This window comes from Micromonospora sp. NPDC000442, assembly GCF_042898635.1.
Taxonomy (GTDB): Bacteria; Actinomycetota; Actinomycetes; order Mycobacteriales; family Micromonosporaceae; genus Micromonospora.
In genome coordinates this window covers 140,055-156,806 of sequence record NZ_JBIAYZ010000009.1, presented here as the reverse complement: position 1 = coordinate 156,806, position 16,752 = coordinate 140,055, and the positions used below count along the sequence as shown (strand labels likewise).

Annotated in this window: 16 protein-coding genes; 11 read left to right on the top strand and 5 right to left on the bottom strand. The window is 71.8% G+C overall.

Going from position 1 to position 16,752, the window contains the following annotated elements; translation table 11 throughout:
- Positions 1 to 119: 119 nt before the first annotated feature.
- From ACFY2A_RS16845 to ACFY2A_RS16835, 3 genes are all read left to right on the top strand, one after another.
- On the top strand, positions 120 to 989 hold the full coding sequence (locus tag ACFY2A_RS16845; RefSeq protein WP_387172515.1) for a metallophosphoesterase family protein: 870 nt from the start codon (positions 120 to 122) through the stop codon (positions 987 to 989).
- A gap of 205 nt (positions 990 to 1,194) precedes the next feature.
- On the top strand, positions 1,195 to 1,425 hold the full coding sequence (locus ACFY2A_RS16840; protein WP_363920235.1) for a hypothetical protein: 231 nt from the start codon (positions 1,195 to 1,197) through the stop codon (positions 1,423 to 1,425).
- 128 nt (positions 1,426 to 1,553) lie between these two features.
- Positions 1,554 to 2,525 carry a DNA primase small subunit domain-containing protein gene (locus ACFY2A_RS16835; RefSeq protein WP_363919757.1) on the top strand — a complete coding sequence of 324 codons (972 nt, stop codon included), beginning with the start codon at positions 1,554 to 1,556 and terminating at the stop codon, positions 2,523 to 2,525.
- A 4-nt stretch (positions 2,526 to 2,529) separates the two neighbouring features.
- Here the strand turns inward: ACFY2A_RS16835 and ACFY2A_RS16830 are convergent, their stop codons facing one another.
- Positions 2,530 to 3,036 (bottom strand): Lrp/AsnC family transcriptional regulator, encoded by a 507-nt coding sequence (locus ACFY2A_RS16830; RefSeq protein WP_387172513.1) that lies wholly within the window; start codon positions 3,034 to 3,036, stop codon positions 2,530 to 2,532.
- Between the two features lie 104 nt (positions 3,037 to 3,140).
- On the opposite strand from ACFY2A_RS16830, the gene pdhA reads away from it, so the two are divergent.
- The 5 genes from pdhA (at position 3,141) to ACFY2A_RS16805 (ending at position 8,894) form a co-directional block, all read left to right on the top strand.
- Positions 3,141 to 4,307: a pyruvate dehydrogenase (acetyl-transferring) E1 component subunit alpha gene (pdhA, locus tag ACFY2A_RS16825; protein ID WP_387172510.1), complete on the top strand. Its 1,167-nt coding sequence runs from the start codon at positions 3,141 to 3,143 to the stop codon at positions 4,305 to 4,307.
- Complete coding sequence (locus ACFY2A_RS16820; protein WP_387172508.1) at positions 4,307 to 5,323, top strand: alpha-ketoacid dehydrogenase subunit beta; 1,017 nt, start codon at positions 4,307 to 4,309, stop codon at positions 5,321 to 5,323. Before pdhA ends, ACFY2A_RS16820 begins: the two co-directional genes overlap by 1 nt.
- On the top strand, positions 5,320 to 6,756 hold the full coding sequence (locus ACFY2A_RS16815) for a dihydrolipoamide acetyltransferase family protein (RefSeq protein WP_387172506.1): 1,437 nt from the start codon (positions 5,320 to 5,322) through the stop codon (positions 6,754 to 6,756). The genes ACFY2A_RS16820 and ACFY2A_RS16815 overlap by 4 nt, the downstream gene beginning before the upstream one ends.
- A 341-nt stretch (positions 6,757 to 7,097) precedes the next feature.
- Complete coding sequence (locus tag ACFY2A_RS16810; protein WP_387172504.1) at positions 7,098 to 8,357, top strand: Ig-like domain-containing protein; 1,260 nt, start codon at positions 7,098 to 7,100, stop codon at positions 8,355 to 8,357.
- A 189-nt stretch (positions 8,358 to 8,546) separates the two neighbouring features.
- Complete coding sequence (locus tag ACFY2A_RS16805; protein ID WP_363919745.1) at positions 8,547 to 8,894, top strand: anti-sigma factor antagonist; 348 nt, start codon at positions 8,547 to 8,549, stop codon at positions 8,892 to 8,894.
- Positions 8,895 to 8,996: 102 nt separating this feature from the next.
- On the opposite strand, the gene ACFY2A_RS16800 is transcribed toward ACFY2A_RS16805, so the two are convergent.
- The 3 genes from ACFY2A_RS16800 to ACFY2A_RS16790 form a co-directional block, all read right to left on the bottom strand.
- Entirely contained in the window at positions 8,997 to 9,377 is a 381-nt protein-coding gene (locus ACFY2A_RS16800; protein WP_387172502.1) for an FKBP-type peptidyl-prolyl cis-trans isomerase, read from the bottom strand.
- A 162-nt stretch (positions 9,378 to 9,539) separates the two neighbouring features.
- Positions 9,540 to 10,100 carry a hypothetical protein gene (locus tag ACFY2A_RS16795; RefSeq protein ID WP_387172775.1) on the bottom strand — a complete coding sequence of 187 codons (561 nt, stop codon included), beginning with the start codon at positions 10,098 to 10,100 and terminating at the stop codon, positions 9,540 to 9,542.
- A 174-nt stretch (positions 10,101 to 10,274) separates the two neighbouring features.
- Positions 10,275 to 11,000 (bottom strand): helical backbone metal receptor, encoded by a 726-nt coding sequence (locus ACFY2A_RS16790; RefSeq protein WP_387172500.1) that lies wholly within the window; start codon positions 10,998 to 11,000, stop codon positions 10,275 to 10,277.
- A 203-nt stretch (positions 11,001 to 11,203) separates the two neighbouring features.
- Between ACFY2A_RS16790 and ACFY2A_RS16785 the strand changes: the two genes are divergently transcribed.
- Positions 11,204 to 12,076: a hypothetical protein gene (locus ACFY2A_RS16785; protein ID WP_387172498.1), complete on the top strand. Its 873-nt coding sequence runs from the start codon at positions 11,204 to 11,206 to the stop codon at positions 12,074 to 12,076.
- Positions 12,077 to 12,531: 455 nt separating this feature from the next.
- The gene (locus ACFY2A_RS16780; protein ID WP_387172496.1) at positions 12,532 to 13,638 is read left to right on the top strand and encodes a hypothetical protein; all 1,107 of its coding nucleotides are present in this window, start codon (positions 12,532 to 12,534) and stop codon (positions 13,636 to 13,638) included.
- A 147-nt stretch (positions 13,639 to 13,785) separates the two neighbouring features.
- Here ACFY2A_RS16780 and ACFY2A_RS16775 read toward each other — a convergent pair whose 3' ends face one another.
- The gene (locus ACFY2A_RS16775) at positions 13,786 to 14,133 is read right to left on the bottom strand and encodes an Lsr2 family protein (protein WP_363919733.1); all 348 of its coding nucleotides are present in this window, start codon (positions 14,131 to 14,133) and stop codon (positions 13,786 to 13,788) included.
- Between the two features lie 276 nt (positions 14,134 to 14,409).
- On the opposite strand from ACFY2A_RS16775, the gene lon reads away from it, so the two are divergent.
- Positions 14,410 to 16,746 carry an endopeptidase La gene (lon, locus tag ACFY2A_RS16770; protein WP_387172493.1) on the top strand — a complete coding sequence of 779 codons (2,337 nt, stop codon included), beginning with the start codon at positions 14,410 to 14,412 and terminating at the stop codon, positions 16,744 to 16,746.
- Positions 16,747 to 16,752: the final 6 nt, after the last annotated feature.

The following is a 16,752-nucleotide window of genomic DNA, read 5'->3' as shown; positions in this document are numbered from 1 at the left end:
ACGCCGGCACGGCGGGCCGCAGCGGGCGACCGCGCGGCGCATGGTGGACCCGCAGCCGGGAAACGGGATCACCGCCTGCGGCCGAGCCGAGAGCCTGGCGGGCACACTAGTATCGCCGCATGGCGGGGACGGACGACGGTGGCAGTCTCCTGGCCATCAGCGACTTGCACGTCGGGCATCCGGAGAACCGGCCGGTCGTCGAGGGGCTGCGTCCCCGGACGCCGCAGGACTGGCTGCTCGTCGCCGGTGATGTGGGCGACACCGTCGCCGAGGTGGACTGGGCGCTGCGGCTGCTGGCCGGGCGGTTCGCCCGGGTCGTCTGGTCGCCGGGCAACCACGAGCTGTGGACGCCTCCCGGCGACCCGGTGACGTTGCGGGGTGCGGCGCGCTACGCCCACCTGGTCGAGCTGTGCCGTGAACTCGGCGTGGTCACTCCCGAGGACCCGTACCCGGTGTGGGAGGGGCCCGGCGGCCCGGTGACGGTGGCGCCGCTGATGCTGCTGTACGACCACAGCTGGCGGCCGGACGGCTTCGACACGCCCGAGGCGGCGCTGGCCGAGGCGTACCGGACCGGGATCGTCTGCACCGACGAGGTGCTGCTGCACCCCGACCCGTACGAGAGCCGGTCGGCGTGGTGTGCGGCCCGGGTGGCCGAGACCGCCCGCCGGCTCGCCGAGCGTGATCCGGCGCTGCCGACCGTGCTGATGAACCACTGGCCGCTGGTCCGGGAGGTGACGCGCGTCCTGCGGTATCCGATCTTCGCCCAGTGGTGCGGCACCGAGGCCACCGCCGACTGGCACGTACGCTTCGACGCCGCCGCGGTGGTCTACGGCCACCTGCACATTCCGCGTACCACCTGGCACGACGGGGTGCGGTTCGAGGAGGTGTCGGTGGGCTACCCCCGGGAGTGGCGGCCCCGTGGCGTACCCCCGGGCCGGCTGCGGCAGATCCTGCCGCCGCCGGACGGGGTGCCGCCGACGGCCTGGTGAACGGGCTCCGCCGCCACTCACGGGGCGCGGATCGTCAGGCCCGCATCGCGTCCAGCGACTTCTTGAGCGCCTTGGGCGCGGTCGGACTCCGCGGCGCCTCGGGGCGCAGGTCGGCGGAAACTGCGCCTCGGGCTGATGCGTGTGCCGCTGCCGAGCCGGGGTATGCGGCCGGGACCGAACGAGCTGGAGGTGAGTCGTGGCCACCATGGTGCAGCGGCCGGACAGTCCGGTGAAGGACAAGAACTACGACCTGATCCACGCGTTGCAGATGTCGCTGGAGAACATCTGGCATCTGGAGATCTACATCGCCGACGCGGACGCCCGAGGTGACGAGGAACTCGCCACCTGGTTCCGCAAGATCCAGGAGAACAACCGCAAGGCGGGCGAGCAGGGCAAGCAGATGCTGGCCGCACGTCTGCAACGCGAAAACGGCTGATCGGCGCGACGACGGCAGTTCCACCAGGTCCGGCCGGCGGCGCCGCGGCTCGGCAGGCTGGGCCTCGTCGCGGCCCGGCGTCCGGCGGTGGCCCGCCGCGCCGGGTGCCGCGTCGTACCCTCACAGGTGTGGCGACGGCGGCGGAGGAGATCCAGGTGGGGCGGCGGACGGTCCGCGTCACCAGCCCGGACAAGCCGTACTTCCCCGAGCGTGGGCTGACCAAGCTCGACGTGGTGCGTTATTTCCTCGCCGTCGGCGACGGCATTCTGCGCGCGCTGCGGGACCGGCCGACCATGCTGGAACGGTGGCCTCGCGGCGTTTTCGAGGGCGCGACCATCGCCACCCGGCAGGACAACCGGGGTGACGCGTTCTACCAGAAGCGGGTGCCGGCCGGCGCGCCCGACTGGGTGGGCACCGCCCACATCACCTTCCCCAGCGGACGCACCGCCGACGAGGTCGCCCCGGGGGAGTTGGCCGTGGTGATCTGGGCGGTCAACCTGGGCACGCTGCGCTTCCATCCGTGGCCGGTGACCAGGGCGGACGTGGAGCGGCCGGATCAGCTGCGGATCGACCTCGACCCGCTGCCCGGGGTCGGCTTCGACCAGGTGGTGCCGGTGGCGCAGCAGGTGCGCGCCTTCCTCGACGAGCTGGGCCTGACCGGCTATCCGAAGACCACCGGCGGGCGGGGTCTGCATGTCTACGTCCCGATCGAACCGCGGTGGAGCTTCGGCGACTGCCGCCGGGCGGTGCTGGCCCTCGGGCGGGAGATGCAGCGGCGCCGGCCGGACCTGGTCACCACCACCTGGTGGCGGGAGCAGCGGGACCGGCCGGTCTTCGTCGACTACAACCAGATGGCCCGGGACCACACCATGACCTCGGCGTACTCGATCCGGCCGACGCCGGCCGCGCTGGTCTCCGCCCCGTTGGACTGGGCGGAGCTGGACGACGCCCGGCCGGAGGACTTCGACGTGACCACCATGCCGGGCCGGTTCGCCGATCGGGGCGACCCGCACGCGGGCCTGGACCAGCACCGCTTCTCCCTGGCGCCGCTGCTGGAGTTGGCCGACCGGGAGGGCCTGGAGTCCCCGCCCGAGCGCTGAGCGGTCACCCCCACGGGCTCCGCACCCCGTCGTATTCCTCGAAGACCAGCCAGCTGCGGGTGGCGAGCACCCCAGCGATGCGCTGCACCCGGTCCAGCACCACGTCCCGCAGGGTGGCGTTGTCCGGCGCCCGGACCAGGGCGAGCACGTCGTGCTCACCGCTGAGCAGCGCCACGTGTTCGACATAGCGCACCCGGGCCAGCTCCGCCGACACCTCCCGCCAGGTGTTCTGCCTGATCGTCAGCGCGATGTACGCCGAGGTGCCCAGGCCGGCCGCCTCCGGGGCGACCCGCGCGGAGAAACCGGTGATCACCCCGTCGCGCAACAGCCGCTCCACCCGGGCGTACGCGTTGGTGCGCGAGACGTGCACCCGTTCGGCGAGCGTCCGAATGGAGAGCCGACCGTCCCGGCTCAGCTCGTCGAGGATGCGCCGGTCCACCTCGTCGAGGGCGACGGCCGAACGTCCCGTTCCGCCCCGCCGGTCCGCCTCATCGGCGGCCTCCTGGCTCATCTTGGCCTCCTCCGGGTGCCATTCATCCCGCGTTCACCGGGCATCTTGAGTCAATCATCCGACAGCAGGAGCATAGGGCCACCACACGTCCAGGAGGTTCCGCCGTGACCACCACCCCCCAGGCGGCCCGCAGGGCATCTCCGCGCAAGCGGCGGCCGGCCACCCCGACCGCGCCCGATCCCGCCGCCGGCCTGCTGCCCCGGACCGAACCGGTCCGGCTGCTCAACCCGGACGGCACCCTGCTGCCGGCCCGCGCGGACTACCCCGAACCGCCCGTCGAGGCGCTGCGCGAGATGTACCGGCGGATGGTCGTCGGCCGGCGTTTCGACGCGCAGGCCACCGCGCTGACCAAGCAGGGTCGGCTGGCCGTCTACCCGTCCTCCCGGGGCCAGGAGGCCTGCCAGGTCGGCGGCGTCCTGGCACTACGCGACGACGACTGGGTCTTCCCCACCTACCGGGAGTCGATGGCGTTGACCGCCCGCGGCATCGACCCGGTCGAGGTGCTGACGCTGCTGCGTGGCGACTGGCACTGCGGGTACGACCCGGCGCAGCGCCGCACCGCGCCGCAGTGCACCCCGCTGGCCACCCAGTGCGTGCACGCCGCCGGACTGGCCTACGGCGAGTCGTACCAGGGGCGCGACACGGTGGCCCTGGTCTACATCGGCGACGGTGCCACAAGCGAGGGCGACTTCCACGAGGGAGTCAACTTCGCCGCCGTGTTCAAGGCCCCGGTCGTGTACTTCGTGCAGAACAACCGGTATGCCATCAGCGTCCCGCTGTCCCGGCAGACCGCCGCCCCGGCGCTGGCCTACAAGGGCGTCGGCTACGGCGTCCCCAGCGAGCAGGTCGACGGCAACGACCCGGTGGCCGTGCTCGCCGTGCTCACCCGCGCGGTCGCGCACGCCCGCGCCGGCAAGGGACCGTACCTGGTCGAGGCGCACACCTACCGGATGGAGCCGCACACCAACGCCGACGACGCCTCGCGCTACCGCGACGCCGACGAGGTCGAGGCGTGGCGCGACCGCGATCCGCTGGTCCGGCTGGAGACCTACCTGCGTGGCCGGGACGTGCTCGACGACGCGTCCGTCGCCGAGATCGCCGAGCAGGCCGAGACGTACGCGGCCCAACTGCGGGAACGGATGCACACCCAACCCACGGTCGACCCGCTCAGCCTCTTCGAGCACGTCTACGCCGAACCCACCGCGCAGTTGGTGGAGCAGCGGGAGCAGGTACGCGCCGAACTGGCCGCGGCAGCGGAGGAGGACGCCTGATGGCCACCATGACCATGGCGAAGGCGCTCAACGCCGCGCTCGCCGACGCGATGCTCGACGACGAGCGGGTGCTCGTCTTCGGCGAGGACGTCGGCCAACTCGGCGGGGTCTTCCGGATCACCGACGGACTACAGGCCCGCTTCGGCGACAAGCGCTGCTTCGACACCCCCCTCGCGGAGGCCGGCATCGTCGGGTTCGCCGTCGGGCTGGCCATGTCCGGGCTGCGGCCGGTGGTCGAGATGCAGTTCGACGCGTTCGCGTACCCGGCGTTCGAGCAGATCGCCTCGCACGTGGCGAAGCTGCGCAACCGCACCCGGGGCGCACTGAGCGTGCCGATGGTGATCCGGGTGCCCTACGCCGGTGGGATCGGCGGCGTGGAACACCACTGCGACTCCTCCGAGGCGTACTACGCACACACCCCGGGCCTGAAGGTGGTCACCCCGGCGACCGTCGACGACGCGTACTCGCTGCTGCGGGAGGCGATCGACGACCCGGACCCGGTGGTGTTCATGGAGCCGAAGAAGCTCTACTTCGCCGGCGCCGAGACCGCGCTGCCGACGCGGACCGAGCCGTTCGGTCGGGCGGTCGTGCGCCGGCCCGGACGCGACGCCACCCTGGTCGCGTACGGACCGGCGGTCCCGGTCGCGCTGGAGGCCGCCGAGGCCGCCCGTGACGAGGGGTGGGACCTGGAGGTGGTCGACGTACGCACCATCGTGCCGTTCGACGACGCCACCATCGCCGCCTCGGTGCGGCGCACCGGGCGATGCGTGGTGGTGCAGGAGGCGCAGGGCTTCGCCGGGGTCGGTGCGGAGATCGCCGCCCGGGTACAGGAACGGTGCTTCCACGCGCTGCACGCCCCGGTGCTGCGGGTCTCCGGGCTGGACATCCCGTACCCGGCGCCGATGCTGGAGCACACCCACCTGCCCTCGGTCGACCGGGTACTCGACGCGGTGGCCCGGTTGCAGTGGGACGACCAGCCCGACCAGCGTTGGCTGACCGAGAGCAGTGCGGCATGACCGAGAAGGTTTTCCTCCTGCCCGACCTCGGTGAAGGTCTCGCCGAGGCGGAGATCGTGCAGTGGCGGGTCGCGGTCGGCGACACGGTAAGCGTGGACCAGACCGTGGTCGAGGTCGAGACCGCCAAGGCGGTCGTCGACGTGCCCTGCCCGTACGCCGGTCGGGTCGTCGCCCTGCACGGCGTCGAGGGTGAGGTACGCCCGGTGGGCCAGCCCCTGATCACCGTCGCCGAGCCGGTCAGCGGGCGCGCCGACGGCAACGAGCCGACCGGCCACGCGGTCTACCGTGAGGAGGAGCGGGCCGGCTCCGGCAACGTCCTGATCGGGTACGGCACCGGCCACGGTGGTTCCCGCCGCCGCAGGCGGCCTCGGCTCGCCGCGGCCACCCACGCACCGGACGTGAGTGTCGCCGCGGCGGTCCCGCCCGGTCCGGCGGTGACACCGTCCGGTCCCGGTCGGCCACCGGCGCCGGCCGACCGGGAGCCCGGCCCGTCCCGGGCAGCCCAGCCCCTGGTCATCTCGCCGATCGTGCGGCGGTTGGCCCGCGAGCGTGGGGTGGACCTGGCGACGGTGCGCGGCAGCGGCCCCGGCGGTGTGGTCCGGCGGGCCGACGTGGAGGCGGCGGCCCGCGACGTCACCGGAGGCCCGATCGGCGTGACTGCCCGGCTCACCGCGGTGTCGGACCGGCCGGCGACGACGGCGCAACACCCGGCGCAGGGTGACCCGGCCCCGGTCGGTGCCGAGGATCTGGTCATTCCGTTGACCGGTATTCGCCGAACCATCGCGGACAAGCTGTCGCGCAGCCGGCGGGAGATCCCCGAGGTGACCATCTGGGTCGACGCCGACGCCACCGGCCTGCTGGAGACCCGGGCCGCGATCAACTCCGCCCGCCCGGACCGTCCGGTGAGCATCCTGGCCCTGCTCGCGCGGATCTGTCTGTCCGGGCTGCGCCGCTACCCGCAGCTCAACGCGCGGGTCGACACCGAGGGGCAGCGGATCGTGCAGTCCGCCGGGGTGCACCTGGGTATCGCCGCCCAGACCGACCGGGGACTGGTGGTGCCGGTGCTGCGGGACGCCGAGCGGCTCACCACCACCGAACTCGCGACCGAACTCGCGGCCACCACCGCTGCGGCCCGGGCGGGCGAACTGCCGCCGACCCGGCTGACCGGGGGAACCTTCACGTTGAACAACTACGGGGTGTTCGGCGTCGACGGCTCGACCCCGATCATCAATCATCCGGAGGCCGCGTTGCTGGGCATCGGCCGCATCGTGGACAAGCCGTGGGTCGTCGACGGCCAGCTCGCGGTCCGGAAGGTGACGCAGCTGAGCCTCACCTTCGACCACCGGGTCTGCGACGGCGGCGTGGCCGGCGGGTTCCTGCGGCACGTGGCGGACTGTGTCGAGCAGCCGGCGCTGCTGATCGCCACGGTCTGACGGCCCAGACCGATCGAGCGGGTTCGCCGTCCCGGCTCTCGGACGGGACGGCGAACGCGCGATCCACCGCGCGCCAAGCATGAGCGGCGGCCGGATCGGATCGACGCTGGCCGCCGGCGCGCGGACGCGCGGGCCGGCTCAGTGGTACGGCGCCGGACATAGCGCCACAGGCGGCCGAGTATCGCCCGTATCGTCGTCGCTGGCCTTTTCCGTTCGCCTGAGTGCGATTACGGAAAAGGTTCTCCATGCAATGTCCCTGCTCTTGGCCGAAACCGCAAAAACGTCGGTGCCGAGTTAGGGAGAATGTGGCGGAGGAAGCGGCGATAACGGGGGGACGCATCATGATGTTGAGGCGGCGACTGACGCTGTTGGCGGTGAGTGTCGCAGCGGCACCGCTGGCGCTGGGCGCGTGCACCAGCGATCGCCGGGCCGGGCAGCCCACCGAGGCGCGAGCCAACCCGGAACTGTCCGTGACGCCGGCCGAGGGGACCCGGGACGTGCCCGTCACCGGGGAGATCGGCACGGCGGTCAAGCACGGGCGGGTGACCACCGTGCGGATCACCGACGACAAGGGCGGGACCGTCGCGGCCGAGCCGCGTGAGGACGGCACCGGGTGGGTGCCGAGCCGGACACTGGAGCCGAAGCGGACGTACACCGCGGAGGTCACCGCGACCGGCAACTCCGGGAAGACGGTCACCCGCAGGACGACCTTCACGACGCAGCCCAAATCATCCAAACCGGCCATTGTCAGCACATTGTATTTTGCCGGTGATCGGACGTACGGAACGGCCATGCCGGTAACCGTCGCCTTCGACCCGCCAATTCCCAAAGAGGCGCGGGCGGATGTGCAGCGCCGTTTGTTCGTGAAAACGGATCCACCCCAGCCGGGCACCTGGTCCTGGGTGGCCGACGGCAGTCAGGTCTATTACCGAGCGCCCGATTTCTGGCGGCCGGGTACGACGATCAAGGTCCGTTCCGCGCTGGAGGGCCTGCCGATCGGCAAGGAGCATGTCGGTGACACCGACCGGCGGGCCACCTCGAAGATCGGTCGGCAGGTCGAGTTGGAGATCGACAATGCGAGCAAGCAGATGTCGGTGATCCGGGACGGCAAGTTGCTGCGCAAACTGCCGGTCAGCCTCGGCAAGCCGAGCACGCCCACCTCCAGCGGCAAGATGGTGATCATGGAGAAGCACGAGTTCACCACGTTCGACACGCGGGGCTCGGCCGATCCGTACGTGGTCGACGTCTCCGACGCGCAGCGACTCACCTGGGGTGGTGAGTTCATCCACGGCGCACCCTGGTCGGAGGGGGATCAGGGGTACACCAACGTGTCACACGGATGCACCAACCTGTCCGCGGCCAACGCGGACTGGTTGATGAGCATCACCCAGGTCGGCGACCTGGTCACCGTCAAGGGCACCGAGGTCGAGCTCGACGAGGGCAACGGCTGGACGGCGTGGAACGTCAGCTGGGAGCAGTTCGCCAAGGGCAGCGCACTGCCGGTGCCGGCCGGTCTGCGGCCCACGCCCACCCAGGCGCCGGACCCGGGGGCGGTCGCCGGAGGTTCGCCCGAACCGCAGCCGTCGGCGAGCGGCGGCTGACCGGGCGTACGCGCCGGGCCGCCCGCCGTGGGTCGGCCCGGCGCTCCGAGGCGGTCCCGACGGTGGTCACCCAGGGGCGGGGATCGTCCCTAGGGTGGACCCGATCGGCCTACGGGTCATGCCCTGGGCTTACCCGGAACCGCCTTCCAGCAGGGTGGAAGTGTCGGTGGCGGGGGATAGGTTCGTCGTATGCGAGAGCGCGAGGAACGGTTCCACGTCGAGACCAGCGTGTCCGATGACGCGGTGTGCGTTCGCGTGGTCGGTGTGATCGACATCGCCACGGTCGCGGCGTTCCGCGCCGCTCTCTGGGCGGCCCCCGCCCGCACCGAGCTGCGGGTGGATCTTTCCGGGGTTCGACTGCTCTCCGCGGCCGGGGTCCGCACACTGGTCGCGGCCCGGCTCTGGGTGCGGTCCCAGGGCGGCAACCTGGTGCTGGTCGACCCGCCGCCCCTGGTGGAGCGGGTGCTGCGGGCCACCGGCCTGGGGCGGGTCATCCCGGTCGTCGCCGCGTCGGAGCGGGTGCTCGCCGCGGCGTGACCGGTCGGCGCCGGTATGCGGCCCGCCCGGGTGGCGCACCCGGGGCGGGGTCCCGACGATGCGTCCGGCGCCGGGCACGGGGCCGGCGCCGGACGCGTGCGGTCAGCGGATGCCGAGCAGATCGACCACGAAGACCAGGGTCTCGTTGGGCTTGATGACGCCACCGGCGCCTCGGCTGCCGTACCCGAGGTGCGGCGGGATGGTCAGCCGACGCCGGCCGCCGACGCGCATCCCCACCACGCCCTGATCCCAGCCGGCGATGACCCGTCCGCCGCCGAGCGGGAAGTCGAACGGCTCGCCCCGGTTCCAGGAGGCGTCGAACTCCGCGCCGGTGGAGTGCGACACCCCGACGTAGTGCACCCGGGCCACCTGCCCGGGCTGGGCCTCGGGGCCGTCGCCCACGGTGATGTCCTCGATCACGAGGTCGGCCGGCGGGGCGCCCTCGATCGGGCCGATCTCGGGCTTGCTCGCTGCCTGGTTCATGCGGATTCTCCTGGTGCGTCGGTTCCGGTCAGCACAATCCTGCCGGATGCTACGGCCCGGCACCCCGCGGACCGATGCGGGCCACCCGTGGCCGAGCCGGGCGGACGCGGTGCGGCGGGCGCCACCGGTAGGTGACGCCCGCCGCGGGGGAGGTGATCGAGGTCAGCGGAGCCAGCCGAACCGCTGCACGATCGGCAGCCGGGCCCAGGTGCGGCCGAGGCCCCAGGTGTCACCGGCATTGGTCACCGCGAGCAGGGCCAGCACACCGGCGTAGACGAGGTGGTCGTCCATGAAGGGGTTGTTCTCCGGGGGCAGGACGGCCGTCCACATCAGCACCAGCAGCAGACCGCCGGCCGCGGCGGCGACGCGCACCCCGATGCCGAGCAGCAGTGCGGTACCGATGGCGGCCAAGCCGATCATGAAGAGCCAGTCGGCCCAGACGGCTCCAGCGATTCCGTTGTAGAAGCCCTGGAACGGGCCGGCGGCACCGAAGCTGAGGAAGCCCTTGGTCGGGCTGCCCCCGTTGATCCAGGCGTTCTTCGCCTCGGTGGCGAACCCCAGGCCGAACACCTTGTCCAGGAAGGCCCAGAGGAAGACCCAACCGAGCGCCAGGCGGAGCCCGGCGAGCAGGTAGCGGGTGGCCCGGGTGCGGAGGTTCTGCTCCTGGTTGGTCTCGGCCACCGGGGTCTTGGCGGCGGTGTTCCGCTCGATCATCGCGGTCATCATGTCCACGTCCCTTCTCTGCTTCGCACCGCGTGTCCCGGTGGCACTTCTATTGGACGCCCGGGAAGCACCCGGAGATCAGGGCCGGCGGGCCGTTGCCGGCCGGGACCTTCGACCCGTGTTCACCGGGACCCGCGACCGGTGCCGGCCCTGGACGACCCGCCACCGCAGCGGTCAGTGGGCGACGTACAGGTCGGCGAGTTGGGCGGCCAGCAGTGCGGGAGCCTCGGCCAACGACGGGCCGTACCAGGTCAGGTGCCGACCGGACACCAGGGCGCAGGGAATGCCGGGAAACGCCTCGGGCCCGTCGTCCCGGGTGAAGCGGTACGGTTCGTCCGGCAGCACGATGAGTTCCGGTGCCTGGTCCCGCAGCTGCCGCAGGCTCGGTCGTGGATACCGCTCCGGCTGCTCGGCGTACGGGTTGGCGATGCCGAGCCGGTGCAGCAGATCCCCGGCGAACGTGTCGGCGCCGAGCACCACCCACGGTCGTCGCCAGACCGGCACCACCGCGCGTCGGCGGACCGGCGTTCCCGGTAGCGCTGCCCAGGCTCGACGGGCCTCCGTGAGCCAGTGCGGTTCCGCTGCCGATCCCAGGTCGCGAAGCAGGTCGGCCAGCTCGGTCAGCGCACCGTCCACGGTGCGCGGATAGGTCACCCGGATCGGTACGCCCGCCGCGGCCAGGGCGGTGGCGTCCGCCCGTCGGTTCTCCTCGACGTTGAGCAGGACGAGGTCGGGACGGAGATCGCGGATCCGGTCCAGGTCCGGGTACTTGGTGCCGCCCACCCGTGGCACGTCCAGGTCCGCCGGGTGGGTGCACCAGTCGGTGGCACCGACCAGCAACCCGGGCAGGGTCGTCGCCACCGCCTCGGTCAGCGACGGCACCAGGGACACCACCCGCACCCGTCCACCTCCTCGGCCCGGGCGCTGGATGGCCCGCCGTCGACCACCGTCCGGTCACCGACCGCCCGCCGGGGACGCCGCCGGCATGATCGTCATCCTAGACTCGGTCGGCCGGCGGGAGGAGAGCCTTGTCGAGCTGCCCGCGCACCGTTGTCCGGCCTTTGCGGCCGCTGCCGGCCGGCAAGAGAGGTTGAAGAGGATTCATGGGTACGACGATGACCGGTGACCACGATCGCGGGCTGTCGCAGGTGCCGGAGGAGGCCGGGCGGGGCGCCGTGCTTATCCGGGCGGAGCAGCGGGTGCACGCCGGGCTGCGCCTGGGCGAGATCGTCCGGCGCCGGCCACCTGGTCTCACGGCCAGCCAGTGGAACACGGCCAGCCGGACGCTGTTCGACCATGTGGTCTGCACGGCGGCGACCGGACGGCCCGAGTTCGCCGTCGAGTTCCGGTCACCGCCGACCGACGCCACCGCCAGGCGGGCCGAGCGGACCACGGAAGCCGTCGCCGCCGCGATCGGGCTGCCGCTGCTGCGGATCGTCTCCGACACCCTGCGTACCGCCGGACACGGGCCGCGGATCGTCGCGTACCTCGTCGACGCCCGTCGGTACGCCGCCGGTGCCGCCGGCTCGGACGCCGCGGACGTCGGGTTCCGGGACATCGTCGGCCGGCTGCCCGACGGACGTGAGGGTGCGGTCAACGACCTCGGCGCGCTCGCCCGCGCCGAAGCGGTGGAGGCGTACGTGGCGCGTCGGTTGACCGACCCCATCCTGCGTGGCTTGCACGTGCGTTGGACGCAGGGGCCGGCCGAGGGCTGGAGTTGGGCCGAGGTGCGTCCGGGCGAGGTGCTGGTGGAGCGGGTGACCGTGCAGGCGTACGGCCTCTCCTGTGGCGTCGAACCCGCCCGGCTCGCCGAGGACCTGGCCGTCCTCGCGATCGGCGAGCGGCTGCGGACGATCGAGTCCGGCGCGCCGCCGCTGGTGCCACTCGGGAATCTGCTGGCCGGCATTCGGCGGCTACGGGATCGTCGCGACGAACTCGTCGGCGATTTCGCCTACGACCATCTCTGCCAGCAGTGACCGCATCCTGAGCGTCGGTCGGCCGAAGGCGGACGGTGACCGGCCGGGCGCGGAAAGAAACATCGAAAAAAAGTTGGCGGCCTTTGAACCGCCGTCGGAGCGGGCCCGTACCTCACCGCGAATGGACAGGATCTCCCCAACCCGCACCGGCCGGTGCGGCAGACGGTGCGGAAAGGGCATCGTCGTTTGTCGACGTGCCACCGGTGCGTTCAGGCGGTCCCCGTCGAGCGTGCCACCAAGATTCCGTTCGGTCCGTCGAGTCACGAATCAGGAACCGGATCGAGAAGGAGAGCAATTCGATGCGCAGGTCAACCCGGTCGCGCCGACCAACCGGTAACGCGCGGACCAAGCGACTTCTGGCCGTTGGCGCCACGCTCGCTGTCTTCGGCGGCGTCGTCGCCGTGACCCAGATCTCGTCGGCCGGTGACCGACGGTCAAACCAGCAGCAGCGACCGGTGGCAGCCGAATGTGTCGCACCCAGCCCCGGCGCCACCGCGCCGGCCGCTCGCGGCGCCACCACGACCCGCACCTGGCAGAACGGCCGCTGGGTGGTCAACCACTGGGGCGACGGGCAGCAGACCGTCGAGGAGTGTCAGGAGACTCGCAACGGCACCGACGGCGCGACCACCGGTGCCCTCGCGGTGGCCTGCCCGGACGTGGTCAGCCGACTCCCGCAGGTGCCCGACCGGGCCCGCGCCGAGGTGGACCGTAACCTGAACGCGTTGCAGACCCAGATCACCGAGGCGGACGAGCGGCTCGCCGCAGAGGGCGACCGCGGCCAGGGGTTCATCCGTAACGCCATTCTCAACCCGCTGGCCAGCAAGCGTCGAGCGGCCCTCGGCCGGATCACGATCGCCATCGACCGCTTCGGCCCCCGGCCGCGCGGTCTCGCCAACCTCGCCACCTGCCAGGTGCAGCCGGTCGACAACAACAACGGTGGCACCGACGGCGGCAACGACGGCGGCAACGACGGTGGTAACGACGACGGCGGGAACAACGACGGCGGCAACAACAACGGCCTCGACGTGCTGGCGAACAACTGTGACAACAGCCAGCTGCAGCGTCACGACGGTTTCCAGAACGGCAACCGCTGCATCAGCACCGCCTTCGGCGAGGTCGGTGCCGCGGCCAACAACCCGTCGCTGCTGATCACCGACTTCCCGCAGCAGATCAACCGCAACGAGGGCTTCTCGATCCGGGTCAGCACCCGCAACCTGGTCCGGGACCGGTTCCTCCCGGCCGGCCAGGGCGGCTACTACCTGGAGAGTTCGCTGCTCAACGGGCAGGGCCTGACCCGTGGTCACTTCCACACCGCCTGCCGGATGCTGAACAACACGAACGAGGCTCCTGCGCCTGACCCGGTGCCGGCCTTCTTCGTCGCCACCGAGGACGGCGGCGGCGGTGCCCAGCCGGACGAGGTCACCATCCAGGTTCCGGGCCTGCCGGATTCCGGTACCGCACAGTGCGCGGTCTGGGCCGGTGACGGTTCGCACCGCATCCCGATGTCGGAGCGGGCCAACCAGACCCCCGCCTTCGACGCGGTGCGCATCCAGGTCAACTGACGCCGAGGGCTGAGCCCGTGGGCTGAGATCGAACGGCGGGGCCGCCCGGAATCCTCCGGGCGGCCCCGCTGCATGTCGAAAGCCGGTGCAATCCTGCCGTGATCCGAAGCCCAGGGCCCAACCGCGCCAGAGCGACATTCCCGCTGTTCAGCGGTTCTTGTACGCCTCCACGACCTCGACCGGGATGCGACCCCGCTCGGAAATCTTGTAGCCGTTCCGGACCGCCCATTCGCGGACGGCACGGTTTTGCTCGCGGTTCATTCCCGGCGTGCCCGAACCGATGCTACGACGTGGGTTACGGCCCGTGTCGGCAGCACCACGGCCGAGGCGGCGGCCGGCATCGATAAACGGATCCAACGCCTTGCGCAGGACACCCGCGTTCTCGTCGGAAACGTCGATGGTGTACGCCACGCCATCCAGGCTGAACTCGACCGTACGGTCGGCCTTTCCGCCGTCGAGGTCGTCAGTCAGCACCGTGATTACTTGTTTGGCCATCGTCGATTACTCCCTGTGTCTGACGGGGTGTGCTCAAAGTTTGACTGATCGTCCGCCAATTGCGCAACAAAAGCGCGCCATGCGGCGGTTCGCGTTTTGCGCGGCATCGAAATCCCCGATTTCGGATCTGCTCGACGTGGGCACGGTCGACCCGATGGACGGTGGAAGTGTCACGCGCGGGTTGGCGCTCCGTGTGCTGGGTCACACGGAGGAACAACCGGGACCCGATGCGACTTGAGCCAGACACGCTCAACTCAATGCGATAGCAGGTGTTCGATGGCAACTCTTCCGGTACTTCCACTGACCGACGCCGTACTACTGCCCGGCATGGCCATCCCGGTGACCCTCGACCCGACCACCCAGGCCGCGGTCGACGCGGCTCGTGCCACCGGCGACCGCAAGCTGCTCGCCGTGCCCCGTTTGGACGGCGAGTACGGCTCCGTCGGCGCGATCGCCACGATCGAGAAGGTGGGGCGGCTGCCCAGCGGCGAGCCTGCCGCCGTCATCCGGGGCCTCTCCCGTGCCCGCATCGGCTCAGGTGTACCCGGCCCCGGCGCCGCGCTCTGGGTCGAGGCGACCGAAATCGACGAACCCGACCCCGCCGGCCGGGCCCGTGAACTCGCCCGCGAGTACCGCGCGTTGATGACCTCCGTGCTCCAGCAGCGGAGTGCGTGGCAGGTCATCGACGCGATGGAACGGATGACCGACCTCTCCGAGCTGGCCGACTCGGCCGGCTACGCGCCCTGGCTCAGCCTGGGGCAGAAGACCGAACTGCTGGCCGCGCCGGACGTCACGGCCCGGCTGGAACTGCTCGTCGGCTGGGTCAAGGACCACCTGGCCGAGCAGGAGGTCACCGAGCAGATCAACTCCGACGTCCGGGAGGGGCTGGAGAAGTCGCAGCGGGAGTTCCTGCTGCGCCAGCAACTCGCCGCGATCCGCAAGGAACTCGGCGAGGACGCCCCGGACGGCTCGGCCGACTACCGGGCCCGCGTCGAGGCCGCCGACCTGCCCGAGAAGGTACGCGAGGCGGCGCTGCGGGAGGTCGGCAAGCTGGAGCGGGCCAGCGACGCCTCGCCGGAGGCGGGTTGGATCCGGACCTGGCTGGACACGGTGCTGGAGATGCCGTGGAGCACGCGCACCGAGGACAACACGGATCTGGCCGCGGCGCGGGCCGTGCTCGACGCCGACCACGCCGGCCTGGCCGACGTCAAGGACCGCATCCTGGAGTACCTGGCGGTGCGCAACCGGCGCGCCGAACGTGACCTCGGGGTGGTCGGCGGTCGCGGCTCCGGTGCCGTACTGGCCCTCGCGGGCCCGCCCGGCGTCGGCAAGACCAGCCTCGGCGAGTCGGTCGCCCGGGCCCTCGGCCGGACGTTCGTCCGGGTCTCCCTCGGCGGCATTCGTGACGAGGCCGAGATCCGGGGACACCGCCGTACCTACGTGGGGGCGCTGCCCGGCCGGATCGTCCGGGCGCTGCGCGAGGCAGGCTCGATGAACCCCGTGGTGCTGCTCGACGAGGTGGACAAGGTCTCCGTGGGATACGCCGGCGACCCGGCCGCGGCCCTGCTGGAGGTGCTCGACCCGGCTCAGAACCACACCTTCCGGGACCACTACCTGGAGGTCGACCTCGACCTGTCCGATGTGCTGTTCCTGGCCACCGCCAACGTGGTGGAGGCCATCCCCGGGCCGCTGCTGGACCGGATGGAACTGGTCACTCTGGACGGGTACACCGAGGACGAGAAGGTGGCCATCGCCCGCGACCACCTGCTGCCGCGTCAGCGGGAGCGGGCCGGGCTGACCGCCGACGAGGTCGACGTGGACGCTGCGGCGTTGGCGCGGATCGCCGGGGAGTACACCCGCGAGGCCGGCGTACGGCAGCTGGAACGTGCCCTGGCGAAGATCATGCGGAAGGTGGCCGTGACCCTGGCCGACGACCCGACGCCCGCCCTCGTCGGCGCCGACGACCTGGTCCGCTACCTCGGCCGGCCGAAGCACACGCCGGAATCGGCGGAACGCACCGCGACACCGGGCGTGGCCACCGGACTGGCGGTCACCGGTGCCGGGGGAGACGTGTTGTTCATCGAGGCGACCAGCATGGACGGCGAGCCTGGGCTGACCCTCACCGGCCAGCTCGGCGACGTGATGAAGGAGTCGGCGCATATCGCCCTGTCCTACCTGCGCGCCAACGGCCGTCGCCTCGGCCTGGACCCGAACGCCCTCGCCGGACGTCGGATCCACCTGCACGTCCCGGCGGGTGCGGTGCCCAAGGACGGGCCCAGCGCCGGCATCACGATGGTCACCGCCCTGGCGTCGCTGGCCAGCGGCCGGCCGGTACGCCCCGAGTTCGGGATGACCGGCGAGGTGACCCTCTCCGGGCGGGTGCTGCCCATCGGCGGCGTGAAGCAGAAGCTGCTCGCCGCCCACCGGGCCGGACTGACCGAGGTGATCATCCCGGCCCGCAACGAACCGGACCTGGACGACCTGCCGATTGAGGTCCGCGAGGCGCTGACCGTGCACACCCTGGCCGACGTCGCCGACGTGCTCGCCCTGGCGCTGCGCCCGGCTGAGATCGACCCGGCGGCGCTGGGCGGTCAGCGGGTCACCGCCGCCTGAGGGGTG